The sequence below is a fragment of the Ruegeria sp. CDSA246 genome, assembly GCF_059611225.1.
Window position 1 is genome coordinate 33,895 of record NZ_JBXWPD010000009.1, and the last position, 20,441, is coordinate 54,335.

21 protein-coding genes are annotated in these 20,441 nt (G+C 58.0%); 13 read left to right on the forward strand and 8 right to left on the reverse strand.

Annotation, left to right across the window (positions count from 1 at the left end; genetic code table 11):
- The first annotated feature begins 22 nt into the window (after positions 1-22).
- Positions 23-1,438, forward strand: coding sequence for an FAD-binding oxidoreductase (locus tag AC2FI9_RS12980; protein ID WP_496768142.1), 1,416 nt, complete (start codon positions 23-25; stop codon positions 1,436-1,438).
- Positions 1,439-1,472: 34 nt separating this feature from the next.
- Here the strand turns inward: AC2FI9_RS12980 and AC2FI9_RS12985 are convergent, their stop codons facing one another.
- Entirely contained in the window at positions 1,473-1,955 is a 483-nt protein-coding gene (locus AC2FI9_RS12985) for a fasciclin domain-containing protein (RefSeq protein WP_496768144.1), read from the reverse strand.
- Between the two features lie 170 nt (positions 1,956-2,125).
- Positions 2,126-2,665 carry an adenine phosphoribosyltransferase gene (locus AC2FI9_RS12990; RefSeq protein WP_109313474.1) on the reverse strand — a complete coding sequence of 180 codons (540 nt, stop codon included), beginning with the start codon at positions 2,663-2,665 and terminating at the stop codon, positions 2,126-2,128.
- A 276-nt stretch (positions 2,666-2,941) separates the two neighbouring features.
- Here AC2FI9_RS12990 and AC2FI9_RS12995 point away from each other — a divergent pair, with 276 nt between their 5' ends.
- On the forward strand, positions 2,942-3,145 hold the full coding sequence (locus tag AC2FI9_RS12995; protein ID WP_496726000.1) for a hypothetical protein: 204 nt from the start codon (positions 2,942-2,944) through the stop codon (positions 3,143-3,145).
- Positions 3,146-3,149: 4 nt separating this feature from the next.
- Here the strand turns inward: AC2FI9_RS12995 and AC2FI9_RS13000 are convergent, their stop codons facing one another.
- The gene (locus AC2FI9_RS13000; protein WP_496768147.1) at positions 3,150-3,779 is read right to left on the reverse strand and encodes a LysE family translocator; all 630 of its coding nucleotides are present in this window, start codon (positions 3,777-3,779) and stop codon (positions 3,150-3,152) included.
- 52 nt (positions 3,780-3,831) lie between these two features.
- Entirely contained in the window at positions 3,832-4,848 is a 1,017-nt protein-coding gene (locus tag AC2FI9_RS13005; protein WP_496768150.1) for a DUF418 domain-containing protein, read from the reverse strand.
- Positions 4,849-5,060: 212 nt separating this feature from the next.
- Here AC2FI9_RS13005 and AC2FI9_RS13010 point away from each other — a divergent pair, with 212 nt between their 5' ends.
- Complete coding sequence (locus AC2FI9_RS13010) at positions 5,061-5,927, forward strand: alpha/beta hydrolase (RefSeq protein ID WP_496768153.1); 867 nt, start codon at positions 5,061-5,063, stop codon at positions 5,925-5,927.
- A 9-nt stretch (positions 5,928-5,936) separates the two neighbouring features.
- On the opposite strand, the gene AC2FI9_RS13015 is transcribed toward AC2FI9_RS13010, so the two are convergent.
- Positions 5,937-6,809, reverse strand: coding sequence for an S-methyl-5'-thioadenosine phosphorylase (locus tag AC2FI9_RS13015; RefSeq protein ID WP_496768155.1), 873 nt, complete (start codon positions 6,807-6,809; stop codon positions 5,937-5,939).
- Between the two features lie 200 nt (positions 6,810-7,009).
- On the opposite strand from AC2FI9_RS13015, the gene AC2FI9_RS13020 reads away from it, so the two are divergent.
- Positions 7,010-8,644 (forward strand): SulP family inorganic anion transporter, encoded by a 1,635-nt coding sequence (locus tag AC2FI9_RS13020; RefSeq protein ID WP_496768158.1) that lies wholly within the window; start codon positions 7,010-7,012, stop codon positions 8,642-8,644.
- 29 nt (positions 8,645-8,673) lie between these two features.
- On the opposite strand, the gene AC2FI9_RS13025 is transcribed toward AC2FI9_RS13020, so the two are convergent.
- On the reverse strand, positions 8,674-9,315 hold the full coding sequence (locus tag AC2FI9_RS13025; RefSeq protein WP_496768160.1) for a CatB-related O-acetyltransferase: 642 nt from the start codon (positions 9,313-9,315) through the stop codon (positions 8,674-8,676).
- Positions 9,315-9,920, reverse strand: a complete 606-nt coding sequence (locus AC2FI9_RS13030) for a flavin reductase family protein (RefSeq protein WP_058272253.1) — start codon at positions 9,918-9,920, stop codon at positions 9,315-9,317. The genes AC2FI9_RS13025 and AC2FI9_RS13030 overlap by 1 nt, the downstream gene beginning before the upstream one ends.
- 71 nt (positions 9,921-9,991) lie before the next feature.
- Between AC2FI9_RS13030 and AC2FI9_RS13035 the strand changes: the two genes are divergently transcribed.
- From AC2FI9_RS13035 to AC2FI9_RS13055, 5 genes are all read left to right on the forward strand, one after another.
- Positions 9,992-10,486, forward strand: a complete 495-nt coding sequence (locus AC2FI9_RS13035; protein WP_109313430.1) for a GNAT family N-acetyltransferase — start codon at positions 9,992-9,994, stop codon at positions 10,484-10,486.
- A gap of 52 nt (positions 10,487-10,538) precedes the next feature.
- Complete coding sequence (locus tag AC2FI9_RS13040; RefSeq protein WP_496768163.1) at positions 10,539-11,282, forward strand: EcsC family protein; 744 nt, start codon at positions 10,539-10,541, stop codon at positions 11,280-11,282.
- Positions 11,283-11,406: 124 nt separating this feature from the next.
- Positions 11,407-11,871: an NUDIX hydrolase gene (locus tag AC2FI9_RS13045; protein ID WP_496768165.1), complete on the forward strand. Its 465-nt coding sequence runs from the start codon at positions 11,407-11,409 to the stop codon at positions 11,869-11,871.
- Between the two features lie 71 nt (positions 11,872-11,942).
- The gene (locus AC2FI9_RS13050) at positions 11,943-12,386 is read left to right on the forward strand and encodes a DUF1178 family protein (protein WP_496768167.1); all 444 of its coding nucleotides are present in this window, start codon (positions 11,943-11,945) and stop codon (positions 12,384-12,386) included.
- Positions 12,387-12,389: 3 nt separating this feature from the next.
- Positions 12,390-13,028, forward strand: coding sequence for an SDR family NAD(P)-dependent oxidoreductase (locus AC2FI9_RS13055; RefSeq protein ID WP_496768169.1), 639 nt, complete (start codon positions 12,390-12,392; stop codon positions 13,026-13,028).
- Here the strand turns inward: AC2FI9_RS13055 and AC2FI9_RS13060 are convergent.
- Positions 13,022-13,375 carry a hypothetical protein gene (locus tag AC2FI9_RS13060; RefSeq protein WP_496768171.1) on the reverse strand — a complete coding sequence of 118 codons (354 nt, stop codon included), beginning with the start codon at positions 13,373-13,375 and terminating at the stop codon, positions 13,022-13,024. The genes AC2FI9_RS13055 and AC2FI9_RS13060 overlap by 7 nt on opposite strands.
- A gap of 165 nt (positions 13,376-13,540) precedes the next feature.
- Between AC2FI9_RS13060 and AC2FI9_RS13065 the strand changes: the two genes are divergently transcribed.
- The 4 genes from AC2FI9_RS13065 (at position 13,541) to edd (ending at position 20,440) form a co-directional block, all read left to right on the forward strand.
- Positions 13,541-14,779 carry an aspartate kinase gene (locus AC2FI9_RS13065; RefSeq protein ID WP_058272246.1) on the forward strand — a complete coding sequence of 413 codons (1,239 nt, stop codon included), beginning with the start codon at positions 13,541-13,543 and terminating at the stop codon, positions 14,777-14,779.
- 46 nt (positions 14,780-14,825) lie between these two features.
- Positions 14,826-17,069, forward strand: coding sequence for a phosphoenolpyruvate--protein phosphotransferase (ptsP, locus tag AC2FI9_RS13070; protein WP_109313424.1), 2,244 nt, complete (start codon positions 14,826-14,828; stop codon positions 17,067-17,069).
- A 117-nt stretch (positions 17,070-17,186) separates the two neighbouring features.
- The gene (gene zwf, locus AC2FI9_RS13075) at positions 17,187-18,632 is read left to right on the forward strand and encodes a glucose-6-phosphate dehydrogenase (protein ID WP_496726016.1); all 1,446 of its coding nucleotides are present in this window, start codon (positions 17,187-17,189) and stop codon (positions 18,630-18,632) included.
- Positions 18,633-18,634: 2 nt separating this feature from the next.
- Positions 18,635-20,440: a phosphogluconate dehydratase gene (edd, locus tag AC2FI9_RS13080; protein WP_496768173.1), complete on the forward strand. Its 1,806-nt coding sequence runs from the start codon at positions 18,635-18,637 to the stop codon at positions 20,438-20,440.
- Position 20,441: the final 1 nt, after the last annotated feature.

Sequence of the window (20,441 nt, forward strand, 5' to 3'; positions counted from 1 at the left end):
GCTGCTTGGGCAAGGAAAGGGTATGAAACTGAACCCTGCCGATGATACTTTTGCCCAGTCGATCCGCGCGGCGATCGGTGACGATGTTCTGCATCCCGTCGAGGCCCGATATCTGGAAGAGCCGCGCCGCAGGTTTGCTGGCCATGTGGGCGTTCTGGCCCTGCCGAGGTCGGTAGAACAGGTTTCGACGCTCGTTCAGTTGGCCTCGGACGCGTCGGTTCCCATCGTGCCTTATGGCGGCGGGACCGGGCTGGTCGGCGGGCAGGTGATGGCAGATGGCCCGGCCCCGTTGCTTGTTTCACTGGAGCGGATGTCAGCCATTCGGGCGGTTTATCCGACGGAGAACATTCTTATCGCCGAGGCCGGTGCCATTCTGGCCGATGTTCAGGCCGCTGCGGAAGAGGCGGATCGGCTGTTTCCCCTTGCGCTGGCTGCACAGGGATCGTGCCGGATCGGCGGCAATCTTGCGACGAATGCGGGCGGGGTTAATGTTTTGCGTTACGGCAATGCGCGTGATTTGTGCTTGGGGCTTGAGGCCGTCTTGCCGAACGGTGAGATCTGGCACGGTCTGAGCCGTTTGCGTAAGGATAATACCGGGTACGATCTGCGCAACCTCCTGATCGGAGCGGAAGGTACGCTGGGGATCATCACAGCCGCGTCGTTGAAGCTGTCCCCACGGCCGGCTGAAACTGGCACTGCGATGTTCCGCGTGGCCTCGCCTGAGGCTGCCATTGATTTGCTGGCGCTGGCACGCGATCAGGTGGGCGAGGGGGTCAGCACCTTTGAGCTGATCCATAAGCAAGGCCTGCAGTTCCTGTCCGAGGTTTTGCCCGATATCCGTCAGCCCTTTGACGACCAGCCCGAATGGATGGTGCTGGTAGAGTTGGGACTTTCCGGCGGCGTGTCAGCGTCAGAAGCGCTGATGGCGGTGTTCGAAGCTGCAGAAGCGCGCGGGCTAGTAGATGATGCGGTCATAGCTCAAAGCGAAGCGCAACGAATGGAACTTTGGGCGGTGCGTGAGCAGATCCCTGAGGCCAACCGATTGATCGGTTCGGTCTCAAGCCATGATATCTCGGTCCCGATTTCGGATATCCCCGCGTTTATCCGGCGTGGGTCCGAGGTGGTCAATGCGTTGGGGACATTCCGTATCAATTGCTTTGGACATTTGGGCGACGGCAATCTGCACTATAACGTGTTTCCGCCGCAGGGGCACAACCGCGCGGAATATGATACCCAGCGGTATAGTGTAAAGCGCGCGGTGCATGATCTGGTGCATGAATTCGGTGGGTCGGTTAGCGCTGAGCACGGCATAGGCCGTTTGAAAACGGATGATTTGGAGAATTATGGCGATCCGGTAAAACTGTCGGCAATGCGTGCGATCAAAGCTGCCCTTGACCCAAAGGGGATCATGAATCCAGGCGCCGTACTAAAGGTGTAGGCGCGACTCACTTCGCGTGGGCCGCGCGCTGATATTACGATTCAGGCAGAATAACCTTATCAATCACGTGGATGACGCCGTTCGACGTTTCGATATCGGCCTGCACAACGTTGGCGTCGTTGACCATTACGCCGTTGTCCAGATCAATCTTGACTTCTCCGCCCTGTACGGTTGCAGCTGTCATGTTATCGGACAGATCGCCTGACATCACTTTTCCCGGCACCACGTGATAGGTCAGGATGGCGACCAGCTGATCCTTGTTCTCGGGTTGCAGAAGGGTCTCGACTGTGCCCTCGGGCAAGGCTGCAAAGGCGTCATCGGTCGGAGCAAACACGGTGAAAGGGCCTTCACCTTTCAGGGTATCTACAAGTTCTGCGGCCTGAACGGCGGCGACGAGAGTTTCAAAGCTGCCTGCGCCGACTGCGGTGTCGACAATATCCTTGGAGTGACCATCAGCATAAGCGGCCGTTCCTACGAAAAAGCTTGCGACACCGGCAATTGCGAGTTGGCGAAACATGGTATGATATCCCTTATTGGAATGCCCTTGGTGGCATCAACCGGGATACGGTGCGGCATCGAAGGAAGATCACTTAATATGTCGATAAGTTCGGGTTGGTCCAATGAAAAACCGCGCTAAGCCAGCGCGGTTTCAGGTTTCAACTCACGATTTTGTGAATGTGCGGGCTGTCAAAGGCCTTCGAATTCGCACAAGACTTGGACATCCATTCCCATGTCTTCCAATGCCTTGCGCCCGCCTAACTCTGGCAGGTCGATAATGAACGAGCATGAGACGATCTCGCCCCCCAACCGTTCGATCAGTTTGATGCCCGCGGCAGCGGTGCCACCTGTTGCCAGCAGATCATCGACGACGAGGATTTTTTCACCCGGCTGGATGGCGTCGTCATGGATTTCGACAATCGCCTCACCGTATTCAAGCTTGTAGTCTTGGCTGATCGTGGTTCCCGGCAGCTTGCCCTTTTTGCGGATCGGTACGAAACCGACGCTAAGCTGGTGCGCGATCGCGCCGCCAAGGATAAAGCCGCGTGCCTCAAGTCCAACAACCTTGTCGATGCGTTCGCCGGCATAGGGGTGTAGCATCTGATCAATCGCCATGCGGAAACCGCGCGGATCCGCGAACAGGGTCGTTACGTCCCGGAACATGATCCCCTCATGTGGAAAATCCACGATGGTCCGTATGTAATCTTTGACCGACTTGTTTCTGGACATGGCCCACCTCTCTGGCGTCAAAACACGCTGGGCTGTTTGGCCCATTGGTGTGAGTCATGCAAGGAAAGATTGCCGCCCCTCACTTGGGACGTTTCGACTGGCCGTTGTCGCGGTTCAGTGTATCGGGCATCCACGTCAGGTAAGGAATGCGCCACTTGCCGTGATCTTTCAAAAATCGCCTGAGCGACATGAAGGTTCATTGCCACAACCTTCTTTTGTTGTTAGGTGCTTGTGAATTACAAATTCTATGCGAAGTATATACAAAGACTATCTTGTATGTCTGGGGTTTTGATGGAAATGGGACGCGTGGGAACGAAAGACGGCAAGGTTTCAACCAAGAAAAACAGTCAGTTGGTCCTGCGGCTGGACAAGGATGAACGGGACGAGTTTGTTCAGCTATGCAAAGAGCTGGACACGTCGGCCGCGCGAGAAATCCGGCGGTTCATTCGCGGGTTCATGAAGGAACACGCTGAGGGCTGAGCCCTCAGGCCGGGCGGCGCAGGACAGCCGTGGCCACTCCCATCCCGATTAATGCCAGCCCTCCGAACCGGGTCATTGCGGTGATGACGCCAGAACGGCCGATCATCTGGCGCAGACGGTCCGCCAACAGGGCGTATGCCAGCGAATTCAGCCATGCCAATCCCACGAAAGTTGCGATCAGTATAGCAAATTGCGGTCCGAGTGGGTCAGCCGGGCGCAGAAACTGAGGAACGAAGGCGATAAAAAACGCGATGGATTTCGGGTTCAGCGCGGTGACGGCGGCAGCATGGCCAAAAACGCTGTGGGCGGTGACATTGCGCCCGGTGTCCACAGTCTCAAGCCCGCCCGATGCCGCGCTGCGCAACAGTTTGATCCCCAGCCAGACTAAATAGGCGGCACCGACCCATTTAAGGGCCGTGAATAGGGTAGCCGAGGCCAGGACCAGCGCGCCAAGCCCCAAAAGAGAGGCCGTCATAGCCACCAGATCCCCAACAGCTACACCTGTCGCCGAGGCGACAGCCACGCTGCGCCCTTTGGATAGGGCATAGCTGAGCACCAGCAAGACCGTCGGGCCTGGGATCAATAGTAGGGCGGTAGATGCAGCGACAAAGGCGAGCCAAAGGTCAAGGGACATCGGAAATCCTGTGAATACGTTTCTGGCAACAAGCCCGGACCAGCGCGTAAGGTCAAGCCCTGCGTGGTTGTGTGGTCAAACGCATCAAAGCCTCTAGCGGGCCGCTTTTGAACTTTCGAGACCACAAAATCGCAAAGCCCGCGGATGCCGCGCAAAACGCAAACGCGCAGCCCACGATTTGAGGGGCGTTCAGTGATCCGTTCAGCAAACCCGCCTCTTCTAATATGCCCATGCCGATCAGGATGTGCGCCATATAGAGCGTCAGGCTTTGCCGACCGGGCGCAGTCAGGGCAGGGCCGATGCGCAGCTTTTCGATCTTCGGCCACAGCTTCAAAAGTAATCCGATCACCACGCAAGCTGACCCGGTACCGGCAAGGATGTAGAATGGCCCAGGAGGAATGGACTCTGTTCCCAAATAGGTCGCCAAATCAGGGTCCGCGATCAGCATCTGCGGGAAAAGCGCAAATACTGCGGCTCCAAACCCCCACATGATCAACCGGTGTTGGATGCAGATTGTGTGAAGATCCGACCGACCAATGGCCATTCCAATCAAAAGGAACGCCGCCCAGGGAAAGATCGGGTGCCATCCGTTGAAGAGCAGGTTGCGCAAGGAACCAGGCAGGGTCCAAAGGTCAGTGTATGTCAGTGTGTCCCAATCCCAGCCAAGGTCATAGTTAAAGATCATGACGGCGAAGATGGACAGTGCCATCACCCCAGCCGAACCCAGCCACAACGCGCCTGCGGGGGCCGTCAGGAAAGCTACACCAACAACGAAGTACGCGGCGTAGAAATGCAGGATATCGGCGTCAAAAACAGTCATGTTGACCAGGCCTAGCACGAACAGAAACGCCGCCCGGCGCAGCAGTACCGAAGCTGACACAGAGGACAATCCTATTCCGATACCGGCCAGAATGACGAATAATGCGGCGGCGCGACCTTCCAGCGAGTCGATTAGAATCGAGGCCCAGGCACTACCAGGGGCGACCTCAGCAGCGATGCGGAAATTCACCAGAACCATTCCGCAAAACGCCAGAAATCGCGCTGCGTCCAATGCCTCAAGTCGCTTCATGCTATCCCTCTGTTTCGCCGGCGTTTTGACGGTGCCGTGCGAACCACAGATCGGTGCAGTACAGGCGATTTTTCAAGATGACGGGCAAAAAAGAGCCGGGGCCGTGCAATGCGGCAACAAGTTTTAAGATTGGATTAAGTGTGCTTCGTGCGGCTTGAAACGGTTCCTCGGGCCACCAACCTTGGACCGGACGCAACGCTTCGGAGAGGCCGATGGTTCAAACAGATCAAACACGCGCGAACGCGACACCTGAACCCAATCCCTCGCGGCTTGCCCACGTAAAGGGCGCGCTGATCCTTTTGGTTCCGGTCCTTGCGGTGATCTACGCGGGCATCGTGGGGTATATGTATGTGAACCAGCAATCGCTGTTGTTCAAACCAGATGGCGAGTTGTCTGCGCCCAATTCGATCGGCCTGGCCGATGTTGAGACCGTTTCCCTCACTATGTCCGATGGTGTCACGCTGACCGCGTGGACTGCCCCACCCGCAATAGAAGGCGCGCCGACGGTTTTGTTTTTTCATGGCCAATCTGGCAATCTGGGCGACCGGGCCGACCGGATGAGAGAGATCCTCAACAGCGGCTTCGGCCTGCTGGCCCCCAGCTACCGTGGCTATCCGGGCAGCGAGGGCGAACCGTCCGAGATGGCGCTGATTTCCGACGGCATCCAGATGTATGACCAGTTGGATCGCCAAGGTGCGGACGTTGTGTTGCACGGCCAAAGTCTTGGAACAGCCGTTGCGACGGCCGTAGCTGAACAGCGCCCAAATGCAAAGCTGCTGGTGCTTGAGGCACCCTTTACGGCTACGGTGGACGTCGCGGCGGAAAGATACCCCTGGCTACCGGTGCATGCCCTGATGCGAGATCAGTTCGCCACCCGTGATCTGATCGAGAACGTCACCGTTCCGACTTTGATCTTCCACGGGGCCGAAGATGAAACGGTTCCCCTGCATCACGGCGAAGCTTTGGCCGCGATGGCCGGGGGGACGGCGCAGATCTATGTCATCCCGGACGGCACCCACAACGACCTCTGGTCGCACGGGTTGTGGGATAAGGTTCAACAGTCCTTGCAAGCCAATTAAAGCTGCCGGTCAGAGAACCCGACCAGCAACAGCATCCAGTTTCGCCAGCAAAATGGGATCACGTTTCTCAGGTGCGGTCAGGATGGCAAATTCCAGTGCCCGGTCGCAGCCATGAGGGCAGGGCGCGCGGTCAGCGCCCAGCAGATCGGGCAGACCTTTGACAAGCGCACGGCCTTTCTCGGCATTGCCGGTCAGCGTGGCGATGATGGAGGTGACGTCCACCTCGCCGTGATCCGGGTGCCAGCTGTCGTAATCGGTAACCATGGCGATCGAGGCATAACAAAGCTCGGCCTCGCGGGCGAGTTTGGCCTCGGGCATGTTGGTCATGCCTATCACGTCGCAGCCCCAGTGTTCCCGGTACATCTTGGATTCCGCCAGTGTCGAGAACTGCGGCCCTTCCATCGCCAGATAGGTGCCGCCGCGATGAATGGTGATGCCTGCTGCTCGACCGGCAGTCTCACACGCGTCCGACAGGCGCGGGCAGGTGGGGTGCGCAACACTGACGTGGGCGACGCAGCCGGTGCCAAAAAAGCTCTTCTCGCGCGCAAACGTCCGGTCGATGAACTGATCGACGATGACGAAATCGCCCGGCGCCATGTGCTCGCGAAACGATCCGCAGGCCGAAACCGAGATCACGTCCGTCACGCCCAGTCGCTTCAGCGCGTCGATATTCGCACGATAAGGCACTTCAGTAGGGGAATGCACGTGGCCGCGCCCGTGACGAGGCAGAAAGGCCATCTCAACGCCATTCAGCGATCCGGTCAGGATCTGATCTGATGGATCACCCCATGGGGTTTCGACGGTAACCCATTCCGCTTTTTCCAAACCGTCGATGTCGTAAATGCCTGATCCGCCGATGATCGCGATTTTGGTCTGGGTCATGGCTGCTCTCCGTGAAAAACTGTTGAAAGAGTTCTGCGTGGCAACCGCGGGTTTGGCAAGTGGCTTCAAGGGTTTGTGTAACTTGCTTGTTAGCTATGCGGTTTACGCATATCAGGGTCCCGCTGGGTGCAGTATCTAATGTCAGGTATGACAGGTAAAAGGCCCCTTTCGCGCGAACAAACAACCCCACAGGACGTCTCATGCCCCGAGCCATGCTGGCAAGCTTTGCCAATCGTATAGCCAAACCCGATCTCCGCTGGATGCCGGATGAGGGGCTGACCGTCTCGCGCCTGCGGATTGAGCTGTTGTCGGGCCTGACCGTTGCGCTGGCGCTGGTCCCCGAGGCGGTGGCGTTTGCCTTTGTCGCCGGTGTGCACCCGTTGGTCGGACTGTATGCCGCGTTCATGGTGGGCTTGATTACAGCGCTGATCGGTGGTCGGCCGGGCATGATCTCCGGCGCAACCGGCGCTCTGGCTGTTGTGATGGTGGCGTTGGTGGCTGAACACGGGGTGGAATACCTGTTCGCCACGGTGGTTCTGATGGGTGTCTTGCAGGTCATTGCAGGCGCGATGCATTGGGGACGCTTTATCCGGCTGGTGCCGCATCCGGTGATGCTGGGGTTTGTAAATGGTCTGGCCATCGTGATTTTTCTGGCCCAGATGGGGCAGTTCAAGGTTCCAGGCACCATGGAAAACACCGGCCACGGTGTGGGCGGTGGCGAATGGCTTTCGGGCCTACAGCTTTATACGATGCTGGGACTGGTCGCGCTGACCATGGCGGTGATCTGGGTCATGCCGCGCATCACACGCATTATCCCTGCGCCTTTGGCTGGGATCGTTGTCGTGGCCGCGCTGGTAATTGGCTTTGGTCTTGATGTGCCGCGCGTTGGTGATCTGGCCTCAATTGAGGGCGGCCTGCCGGCGTTTCACATCCCGATGGTGCCGCTGAACTGGGAAACCTTTGAGATCATCTTGCCCTACGCTGTCATTCTGGCCGCCATCGGCTTGATTGAATCCCTGCTGACCCTGAACCTCGTTGGTGAAATCACCGGCAAGCGCGGAGGGGCCTCGCAAGAATGCATTGCGCAGGGTGTGTCCAATGTAGCGACTGGATTCTTCGGCGGCATGGGCGGTTGTGCGATGATCGGTCAGTCGATGATCAACGTAAAATCCGGCGGCCGTACCCGCATCGCCGGGATTGCTGCGGCCCTGTTCCTGCTGGTGTTCATCTTGTTCGCCTCACCGCTGATTGAGCAGATTCCGCTGGCTGCGTTGGTTGGTGTAATGTTCATGGTGGTGATCGGGACCTTTGCCTGGAACTCGTTCAAGATCATGCGCAAGGTGCCCCTGATGGATGCGTTCGTCATCGTTCTGGTGACTGTTGTGACCGTGATGGAAGACCTTGCGGTTGCCGTAGTTGTAGGTGTGATCGTCTCAGCTCTTGCCTATGCCTGGAACAATGCGAAACGCATCCATGCGGTCACACGGGACTCGGAGACGGAAGAAGGCGCAAAGGTCTATGAGATTCAGGGGCCTTTGTTCTTTGGTTCGTCCGACGGATTCATTGAACTGTTTGATATTCAGAACGACCCTGACACTGTAATCGTGGACTTTGCCGAAAGCCGCGTCGTGGATCAATCCGCGCTGCAAGCCATCGAGAACATCGCTGGAAAATACGAGGCTGCGGGCAAACGCGTCATGCTGCGCCACCTCAGCCGGGATTGCCATAAACTGCTGAACAAGGCCGGCCACCTTATGGTCGATAGCGACGATGACCCGGACTACGAATTGGCCGTCGATTACTCGGTCCGCACGGGTGTGCTGGGCGGGCATTGATTGCAAAAGGCGGCCACTTCGGCCGCCTTTTACTTTGGAGCAATCCGTTCCAATTCTTCAATATTACCAGACAGAAGCGCCTCTTCGGCTTCGGCGATCTTCTCGGCGGGCCAATCCCACCAGTTCAATGCTAAAAGCCGGTCGATGGTGTCCTTTTCGAACCGGAACCGCCGCACTTCGGCAGGGTTCCCGGTAATGATCGCATAGGGCGGTACGTTTCCGCGAACAACAGACCCGGCACCAATAATTGCCCCCGAACCGATCTGCGCACCGGGCAGGATCATCGCGCCATAGCCAATCCAGACATCGTGGCCGATGAGAGTGTCGCGCGTGTCCGGCTGAAACCCGGTCATTCCGTCCGGGTCGAACACTGGAAACGGAAAGCACGTCAATCCATCCATTGAATGATTGGCCGATGACGTGATGAAACGTACGCCATGGGCGATCTGACAGAACTTCCCCAGCCCTAGCTTTTCTTGCGAAAACGGAAACAGGTAGGGGGCAAGTCGTTGCGCCCAATCCTCGGGCGCATCAAAATCCGATGCGTAGCTGTATTCTCCGGCCTGAAACTTGGGATGGTCAATCGCTTCAGACAGGAAAACCGTGCCCTTGTGATCAGAGCCGTCAGGGAGCGTTATCGGGTATCTGCGTAAGTGGTCAGGAATTGGCATCAGTCATCCGGTCGTGAAAGGCTGAACAGCTCGGTGACCACCGAATAGTCCCGGTACCCAAGCCTTGCCAGCGGTTGGAATGTTGTGACGTCGAACATTCCATCTTTCAAGCAATCGTCGCGCAGATGTACGCCGGTTACTTCTCCGAACACCACCCGATTGGCCTCGCCCGGAAGGGACACGATCTGGGTTAGCTTGCATTCCAGCGCTGCCGGAGCCCCATCGATCCGGGCGCATGGGATGGTTTCGCATTCCAAGGGTGTCAGGCCTGCATGGCCAAATTCGTCGACATGTTTCGGCAAGCCTGCTGAGCTGGCATTCATCGCGTCGCGATGTGCGTGGGCGACGACGTTTACACAAAACACCCCCGTTGCCTTGATATTGGCAAGACTGTCTTTCGTGCCGTCTTGATCGTGTTTGGTTCCGGTTGAAGCAAACATCACCTGCGGCGGGGTGTAAGCAACGCCGTTGAAAAACGAATACGGAGCCAGATTGTTGATCCCATCTGTGTCACGCGTCGAGATCCAGCCAATCGGCCGCGGCGTGATAATGGCGTTGAACGGATTGTGTGGCAGGCCGTGGCCGTCTTCGGGGCGATAGAACATAAGATCTCCAAGCGTTTGCCCAAGGCGTACCGAAGTGCTAGGGCGATTGCCAGCTAGGAAAAGAGGGCAGGGTGCAGCAGTTCGTGATCAGGCCGGAGGAGCCGGATGATTGGTGGGAGGTCGAGGCACTTTACGACCTGTGCTTTGCGCCGGGGCGTGAAGCGCTGTCCTCGTATCGTCTGCGCGATGATGTTCCACCCGTGTCGGGCCTTTCGCTTGTTGCGCGCGACGGGCAGGGCATTCTGGCCGGGGCGATCCGTTTCTGGCCCGTGCATGTGGGCGATCACGACGCTTTGTTGCTGGGTCCCGTGGCGGTGCACCCGACCCACCAGGGCGAAGGTCTGGGGGGATTCCTGATCCATCAGGGGCTTGAGGCTGGTCGCGAAATTGGCTGGCAAAGGGCAATGCTGGTGGGCGATGCGCCTTATTATGCGCGTTTCGGGTTCACCCGGCTTTCCGGTGTGGAAATGCCGCCCCCAACAAACCCTGACCGGGTCTTAGGCGTGGAATTGAGCCCCGGTGAATGGTTGAATGTGCGTGGCGAGGTGACCCGCTGGACGCGCTGAGCTATTGAAACCCTGCCGTTCAGCCCCGATGTTTAACGTCAGGAGGGCTTATATGCAGGACGTGCTTCTAGTCGAAAAGCTGGATACCGATGCCGAATTGGATCGGTTGGCCAAGTATTACAGAACCGCCGGAGGTCCCGGCGTTAAACTGTTGAACAGTTTGGGGGGGTCGGCGGAATCGCTACTGGAACAACTTCCTGTATCTGTGCGGGAGGGGCTGACAGGGGCCTCCGAACAGGCGCTTTGGCTAGCGATGCACGCAGCCGAGGGTTCGCGTCGTGCCGTTCCGGATCAAAAGCCATGGGTGAACACGGCTGTCGCAACGGCGATGGGGGCGGCCGGTGGCATGGGTGGCGTGTCGACTGCCCTGATGGAATTGCCTGCAACAACGGCCATGCTATTGCGTGCCATTCAGGGTGCGGCGTTCCGCGAAGGGTTCGATCCGTCCGAGGAAGGCGTCAAATTTGATTGCGTTCGGGTCCTGTCCGCAGCCGGACCACTGTCTTTTGACGATGGCGCCGATCTGGGTTTCTTTTCGGTCCGCCTGACGTTGACTGGCCCAGCGATGCAAAAGCTAATTTCAGCGGTAGCGCCGCGACTGTCCATTGTACTGGGCCAGAAGCTGGCAGCGCAATCGATACCGGTTCTGGGTGCGATCGCAGGTGGTGGTACGAACTATGTCTACACCCGATATTATCAACAGGTGGCGCGCGTTCACTTCGGGTTGCGGCGACTGGCAATCGATGCCGATATCCCGCATGAAGATCTGGTTCGGAAGCTGGCTGCCCGCGTTTGAAACCGACCTAAATGCTTGGAAGAAACCGCACTATATGGTATTCTGACCCCAGCCGGCCGCTAAATGTATAAAAACCTCAAAGGTCGGCGATTGAGGGTGAAAGCAGTTTGAAAGGTGGTGCGGCGTGATCGGTGCGAGGCAACCGACGTGTCTGCGGGGAAGCGAACAGCACCTGCGGCTTAAGCATCAATCGGCAGCGCTCTGCTATCGCATCAAACACGGAAAGCTCAGGGTTTTGCTGATCACAACGCGCAAATCCAAGCGCTGGATCATACCGAAGGGCTGGCTAATCGAGGATATGACACCGTCGCAAACCGCCGGACGAGAAGCTTGGGAAGAGGCTGGGGTTAAAGGCAACTGCGCAAACAATCCCATGGGCCGTTTCTCATATTTGAAACCCCACTCCAGTACGAACCCCGTATTGTGTCTGGTGGATGTCTTTCCCCTCTGTGTTACGTCGATAGCGCCTGAATTTCCTGAACGGGCCCAACGAAAGCGAAAGTGGGTTTCGCCTAAAAAAGCGGCCTCTCTGGTGAAATCGCGGGAACTGTCCCTTTTGTTACGCCGTCTTGGCCCGATTCTACACTGACTCGCCTTGCGAAGGGCTTGATCTTGCCATGTCTGTCGGTATCTATTTGCCTACCGGAAAATGGACGGACCATGATTCAATATTCGCTGAAATGCAGCCGCGACCATACATTTGACAGTTGGTTTCAATCGGCCGCCGCTTACGACAAACTCGCCTCCGCAGGTATGGTGACCTGCGTTGTGTGTGGTGACGCGCAAGTAGATAAGGCTATCATGACCCCTCGCGTTCGTCCGGCCCGCAATGCTCAGACAACTGAACCACAAGGCAAACAGGTGGATGTCGCGACCCCGTCGCCAGACATCGAGAAGGTGCTGGCCGATCTGCGCCGCAAGGTCGAGGAAAACTCGGACTATGTCGGTAAGGACTTTGCCAAAGAGGCGCGTAAGATCCATTTGGGCGATGCGCCCGAACGCGCGATTTATGGCGAAGCCAAGCCCGATGAGGCGAAAGCGCTGATTGAAGATGGCGTGCCGGTTTCGCCGCTTCCTTTCCTACCCACCCGTAAAACGAACTGACCCATGCATATCGTTATCACCGGCGCTAATCGCGGAATTGGCCAAGCTCTGGCAGATCGTTACCGCGCGCAGGGGCATGACGTTACCGGAACCGCCCGGGATTCCAGTGCGCAGCTTGTACTGGATGTGACTGATCCGAAACAGCAGGCCGCGATGGCACAAGGGCTTGCGGGTCGTCCGGTTGATCTGTTGATCTGCAACGCCGGGGTCTATCTGGACAAAGGCCACGGCATAGACGGCTATCCTGCCGACATGTGGGCGCAGAGTTTTGCGACCAACGTGACGGGCGTGTTTCTGACCGTGCAGGCGCTTTTGCCCAATCTTCAGGTCGCGAAAGGCAAGGTTGCGATCCTGTCGTCCCAGATGGCGTCGCATACGCGCGCGCCCGGTGGCAGCTATATCTATCGTGCGTCCAAAGCGGCGGCCCTGAATCTGGGGCGCAATCTGGCGACGGATTTGCGCGCGGATGGTGTCGCCGTTGGCATCTACCATCCGGGTTGGGTGCAGACGGATATGGGGGGCACTCAGGCTGCGATCACTGTTGATCAGGCTGCCGACGGGCTGCTTGACCGCTTTGGGGCATTGTCACTTGCCACAACCGGGTGTTTTGAAACCTGGGACGGTCAGCCGCACGCTTATTGACGTTTCAAAGCCGCCGTTGGGATTTCGTAAACTTCATCCGGATCGATGAAGACCACCGTTAAATCACCCCGTGTTTCGTGACTGATCCGGGCAGGTGAGCTGCTAGAGGTCGGTACACCATCCGTGAAATAGATGCTGCGTACTTCGGCTCCGCCCAGCCCCACTGCCAAGGTCGTAGTACCGTCGTCATGGTGGCGCAGCTCGGCGTGGCAGCTGCTTAGCGCTGCACCGGCTTTGGCACAGGGCACCGTGCCCAAAGCATTCTTGCCGTCGGTTGCTGCCAGCGTAGAGACCTGCGCAAAGGCGGATGAAGACAAAAGGGCGAGGGCTGCGGCAACGCGGAACATGGAAAACCTCTGGGAATAATTGCGGGGTGCAGGCTGACAGCCTCTGTGGCCGTTGTAAAGCGGTCAGATGCGGCCATCCGACCGGTTTTGAACTCTTGCCCTTGCGGCCCCCCTCGCATAAGACGCACGAGACCAGAAATCCAAGGCGCGGAGACACTTGCCCCCATGCCCTTACTCGTGATGAAATTTGGCGGCACTTCGGTTGCCAACCTTGACCGTATCCGCCGCGCAGCCAAGCGCATCGGCGTCGAAGTGGCGAAGGGCTATGACGTGATCGTCATCGTCTCGGCCATGTCCGGCAAGACAAACGAGCTTGTGGGCTGGGTCGATGAAACATCACCGTTGTACGATGCGCGGGAATATGATGCCGTCGTGTCCTCGGGTGAGAATATCACCGCTGGCCTGATGGCGTTGACGTTGCAGGAAATGGATGTCCCGGCCCGCAGCTGGCAGGGCTGGCAGGTTCCGCTGATGACCACCAGCGCCCACAGCCAGGCCCGGATCGAAGAAATTCCGACCGATAACCTGAACCAGAAGTTTGGCGAGGGCATGAAGGTTGCCGTGGTCGCCGGGTTCCAGGGCATCAGCCCGGAAGGCCGTATCACGACCCTGGGCCGAGGTGGGTCGGACACCACCGCCGTGGCATTTGCCGCCGCCTTCGGTGCCGAGCGGTGCGACATCTACACGGATGTTGACGGTGTTTATACCACCGACCCGCGCATCTGCGAAAAAGCACGCAAGCTGGACCGAATTTCGTTCGAGGAAATGCTGGAATTGGCCTCGTTGGGGGCAAAGGTTCTGCAAACCCGCTCTGTCGAACTGGCGATGCGTTACAAGGTAAAACTGCGCGTTCTTTCAAGCTTTGAGGAACAATCCGACGAGGCCGGTACCCTGGTCTGCGATGAGGAGGATATCATGGAATCCAATGTTGTGGCCGGTGTGGCCTATTCCCGCGACGAAGCCAAGATGACCGTTGTCTCGGTGGCTGACCGCCCGGGCATCGCGTCGATTATCTTTACCGCGCTCAGCGATGCGGGCGTGAATGTCGATATGATCGTGCAGAACATTTCGGACGAGGGGCGCACGGACATGACCTTTTCCTGCCCCACCGATCAGGTGGCGCGCGCCGAACAGGCATTGCTGGCAATCAAGGATGCGGGTGAGCTGAACTATGCCGAACTGGTCGCGGACCAGGATGTCTGCAAGGTCTCGGTCGTGGGTATCGGTATGCGCTCGCAGTCGGGCGTGGCGGCCAAGATGTTCAAGATACTCTCGGATGAGGGGATCAACATCAAGGTCATTACAACCTCTGAGATTAAAATTTCCGTCCTTGTCGACAGGAAATACATGGAACTTGCTGTTCAGGCACTGCATGATGCCTTTGAATTGGACAAGGCGGCCTAAGCATTTCAGCCAAAGGTCTCGCCTGATTCCGTAATTTGGGTGGGATATGGCGGAAGGCACCGAAACAGAATCCCGCAAGCTGCTGGGGCGGCTGCGCGAAGAGATGGCGAGCGAAGCCGCCGGTCAGGAACGTCTTGACCGGATCACGCATCTGATCGCGGATAGTATCCGGGCCGAGGTGTGCTCGATCTATCTGTTCCGGGATGCCGATACACTTGAGCTTTGCGCGACCGAAGGGTTGTCGCCAGAGGCGGTTCACAAAACGCGTATGCGGTTGGGTGAAGGCCTCGTGGGTCATGTCGCGCAATCCGGCAAGGTCGTGAACACCGCCGACGCGCCTTCGACCAAAGGGTTTCGGTATATGCCGGAAACTGGTGAGGAAAGATTCTCGTCTTTTATTGGGGTGCCGATCCAGCGTTTGGGTGAAAAGCTGGGCGTATTGGTCGTTCAATCTCGTGACGCGCGTTTGTATTCCGCTGACGAGGTCTACGCGCTGGAAGTGGTCGCCATGGTCTTGGCCGAAATGACCGAGCTTGGCGCCTTTGTAGGCGAGGGCGCTGCCCTTTCACCTCGGCACCAGCAATCAGTGCAATTTGAAGGAGGCCCGGCACAGGAAGGAGCTGCCGAAGGGCATGTCTGGTTGCATGAACCCCGTGTTGTCGTCACCAACCCGATTGCCGACGATCCCCACCGCGAACGCGAACGTCTGAACGAGGCCGTGGATGAACTGCGCGTGGGCGTCGACAAGATGCTTGAGATTTCGCAGGGCGGTGACAAGGAGCAATTGCAGGTACTGGAAGCATACCGGATGTTTGCCAATTCCAAGGGCTGGATGCGCCGCATGGAAGAGGACATTGCCCTGGGCCTTAGCGCCGAAGCGGCGGTTGAGAAAGAACAATCGCAAGCCCGCGCCCGGATGGGGCAGGTCACCGACCCCTATCTGCGTGAACGGCTGGCAGATCTGGATGATCTCAGCAACCGGCTGCTGCGCATCTTGACCGGGCAGGGGGGTACCAACGGGGCCGACCTGCCACCCGATCCGATCCTGGTTGCCCGAAACATCGGACCTGGGGATCTGTTGGAATATGGCCGCTCGTTGAAAGGGATCGTTCTTGAAGAAGGCTCAGTCGGTAGCCACGCAACGATTGTGGCCCGTGCCCTGGCAATTCCACTGGTGGTTCACGTTGGGCACATCACAACCGAGGCATTGAACGGAGATCATATTCTGGTCGATGGCGATCAGGGCATGGTCCAACTGCGCCCGGAAGATACGGTTGTCTCCGCGTTTCGCGATAAAATCGCCATGCAGGCCAAAGCGCAGGAACGCTATGCCTCGATCCGCGATACTCCGACAGTGACGCGCGATGGTGAGCGGATCAATCTGGTTATGAACGCGGGCCTGATGGCCGATCTGCCGTCGCTGGGAAATTCCGGGGCCGAGGGTGTGGGCCTGTTCCGCACCGAGCTTCAGTTCCTGATCCGCAATCAGATGCCCAAGCGGTCCGAGCTTGTGACACAGTATCAACGCGTAATGGATGCTGCTGGCGACATGCGCGTTGTGTTCCGCACACTGGATATCGGGTCGGATAAAGTGCTTCCCTATATGAAGCACGTCGAAGAGCCGAACCCGGCTTTGGGCTGGCGCGCTATTCGCGTTGGTCTGGACAAACGCGGCGTGATGCGGATGCAGCTGCAGGCCCTGATGCGCGCAGCCAATGGGCGGCCTTTAACAATCATGTTCCCGTTTGTGGCGCAGGCCGAAGAATACCGCGAAGCACGTTGGGAAGTGAACAAGACCATCGAACGCGAAAAGCGTCTTGGTCATGTGCTGCCAGAATCGATCGAAGTTGGCGCAATGCTGGAAACGCCATCTCTCGCCTTTGCCCCGCAGAAGTTCTTTGACGAGGTGGATTTCGTCTCGATCGGGGGCAACGACCTGAAACAGTTCTTTTTTGCCGCTGACCGCGAAAACGAGCTGGTGCGCCGACGTTATGACACGCTGAACGTCAGCTTCCTGACCTTCATCGAACGGATTGTCGAGCGCTGCAATATCTCGAACACGCCGTTGTCTTTCTGTGGCGAGGATGCCGGGCGACCGGTTGAGGCACTGTGTCTGGCAGCCATGGGTATTCGGACCTTGTCAATGCGCCCGGCGTCGATTGGCCCGGTCAAAAGCGTGTTGTTGCGTGCCGACCTGCAGTCACTGCGTAAGATCATTGCCGACGCCCGTCATCGCGGAGACCAATCGGTTCGATCCTCGGTAATGGAGTGGTTGCGGAATCAGGGTTGATTTTCCAGTTGTGCTTCCCTATTCAGTGCCTGAATGTTAGCGGTAACAATGCTTGCATCACAAGGACCAGTGATAACTGCGCCTAAGTGATGCCAGCAGATTTGAAGGAGCCCATAGATGGTTTCACGCGTAATCCCGGTAGACCCGTTCGATCTGGTGCTATTCGGCGCGACCGGTGATCTGGCGCAGCGCAAGATCTTACCCGGGCTCTATCATCGGTTCGAAGTCGGTCAGATGCCCGAAGACGCAAAGATTATCGGCACAGCGCGGTCCGACATGGACAGCGACGGGTTCCGGGACCAAATACGCGCCTCGATGAAAGAATTTGCGCCTGCATTCAAAAAGGACGTTCTGGATCAGTTTCTAAGCCATGTTGAATATGTTCCCGTTGACGCAATGGGAGATTCTGGCTGGAAAGATCTTGCCAACACCTTGCGTCCTGACGTGGTACGCGCCTTCTACCTGTCAGTTGGTCCCAGCCTTTTCTCGGGCATCGCAAAACGGCTGAGCGATCATGGTTTGGCGACCCCTGACAGCCGTATCGTGGTCGAAAAACCCTTTGGCCACGACCTCGCGTCAGCCCGGGCGCTGAACTCCGGGCTGCGAGCCTGCTTTGAAGAGCACCAGATATATCGGATCGACCACTATTTGGGAAAGGAAACGGTGCAGAACCTGATGGCGCTGCGCTTTGCAAATTCCCTGTTCGAACCTCTCTGGAACGCGACACATGTCGATCACGTTCAAATTACCGTGGCCGAGACTGTTGGCGTCGAAGGGCGCGGGGCCTATTACGATCAGTCCGGTGCGATGCGGGATATGGTGCAGAACCACCTTGTTCAGCTTCTGTGTCTGACTGCGATGGAACCTCCGTCCAAATTTTCGCCCAACGCCGTGCGGGACGAGAAGGTCAAGGTGATCGAGGCGCTGGAGCCTGTTGCGCCGTCTGACATCGCACGCGGTCAATATCGTTCGAGCAAGGGCGGCGACGGTTACTTGGATCATGTTGGTAACCCCGCAAGCCGCACCGAAAGCTACATCGCTCTTAAGGCCCATATCGGCAACTGGCGCTGGGCGGGCGTACCATTCTATCTGCGAACCGGAAAACGCCTGCGTGCCCGCGAATCCGAAATCGCGGTGTTTTTCCGGGATCCGCCGCATACGATCTTTCCCAATGTCGGCCCGCTGCACGGCAATGTGCTGGTGATCCGCCTGCAACCGGACGAGGGCATCACACTGCGCACCACGATCAAAGAACCGGGGCAAGGCGGCTTCCGCTTGTCCGACGTGGCGCTGGACATGAGCTTTGCCGATGCACTGGGTGATGAGGCCCAGTCGCCGGACGCTTATGAACGACTGATCATGGATGTCATTCGTGGCGACCAAACACTGTTCATGCGCGGGGACGAGGCAGAGGCCGCCTGGGCCTGGGTTGATCCCATTATTCACAGTTGGGAAGAGCGTGGAGATCGCCCCGCGAAATATGATCAGGGCAGTTCCGGCCCAGAAGAAGCGCTGATGCTGATGCATCGCGATGGGCGCCGCTGGCGTCAGATCGGAGGGTAATCATGGTATATTCAGTCATCACCGACGTCACTCAACGCATCATCGACCGCAGCGCCGAACTGCGCGGCCCGCATATTGAACGTATGGAACATGCCCGGTCTAAGGGACCGGCGCGCGCGCATTTGTCTTGCAGCGGCCAAGCCCACGCCTATGCCGGTGCGGGTAAGGATCAGCAAGCTATGGCCACTGATACGGCCGGTAATCTGGGCATCGTCACCGCCTATAACGACATGCTTTCCGCCCACCAGCCGTTCGAGCGTTATCCCGGCCTGATCCGCGATGCGATCCGAGCCGCAGGTGGCACCGCACAAGTTGCGGGTGGCGTGCCAGCCATGTGTGACGGGGTCACCCAAGGCGAGGCGGGGATGGAGTTGTCTCTGTTTTCCCGCGACGTGATTGCCCTGGCGACCGGAGTGGCGCTGAGCCACAACACCTACGACGCGGCCGTTTTCCTGGGCGTCTGTGATAAAATCGTGCCCGGTCTGGTCATTGGTGCACAGGCGTTCGGACATCTGCCCGCTGTTTTCCTGCCAGCAGGACCGATGACCAGCGGTCTGCCCAACGATGAAAAAGCCAAGATTCGCCAGAAATTTGCCGCAGGAGAGATCGGCCGCGACGAACTCATGGCCGCTGAAATGGCCGCGTATCACGGACCGGGCACTTGTACTTTTTATGGCACCGCGAACACCAATCAGATGCTGATGGAATTCATGGGCCTGCACCTGCCGGGCTCCAGCTTTGTGAATCCCAACACGCCTCTGCGGGACGCACTGACCGAAGAAGGCGCGCGCCGCGCCCTGTCGCTGAGTGCGCTGGGCAACCACTATACACCAGTCTATCAGGTTTTGGATGAGCGGGCGTTTGTGAACGGCATCGTGGGTCTGATGGCCACGGGTGGGTCGACCAACCTGCTGATCCATCTGATCGCAATGGCGCGCGCAGGTGGTATCGTGTTGGATTGGCAGGATTTTTCTGACATTTCCGCCGTGGTGCCTTTGGTTGCGCGGGTTTATCCGAACGGTCTGGCAGATGTGAACCACTTCCACGCAGCGGGTGGTCTTGGGTACTGCATTGGAACGCTACTGGAAGACGGGCTGCTGCACCCCGACACTCTAACCGTCGCGGGGCAGGGGCTGCAGAATTATACCAAAGAACCGAAGCTGAAGAACGGTGAGCTGGTTTGGGAAGACGGAGCTGGCCACAGCCTGAACGAAAAAATCGTCCGCCCGGCGAAAGACCCGTTCCAACCCACTGGTGGGTTGTCGCGCCTGACTGGCAATTTGGGCACCGGCGTGATGAAGGTTTCGGCCGTCGCCCCGGAACATCAGGTTGTCGAAGCACCTGTACGCATGTTCCATGATCAGGATGAGGCGAAAGCCGCGTTCAAGGCTGGAGAGTTCACAGGCGACGTCATCGTTGTTGTCCGGTTCCAGGGACCCAAAGCAAATGGCATGCCCGAGCTTCACTCGCTGACGCCGATCCTGTCGATCTTGCAGGGCCGTGGGCAAAAGGTGGCGCTTGTAACCGATGGTCGTATGTCCGGCGCGTCCGGCAAAGTCCCTGCGGCGATCCATGTCTGCCCCGAGGCGCTGGATCGCGGGCCGATCGCTTACCTGCAGGATGGCGACATCTTGCGCGTCGATGCGGTTAAGGGTGAGTTGGAGATTGTCACCCCCGGGGTTCTGGACCGTGTCCCTGCCACTGCTGATCTGTCGGCCAACCAACACGGCGTGGGGCGTGACCTGTTCGCTACTTTCCGCCAAAATGTCGGATCAGCAGACACCGGCGCCAGTATTTTCGGAGTTTGAC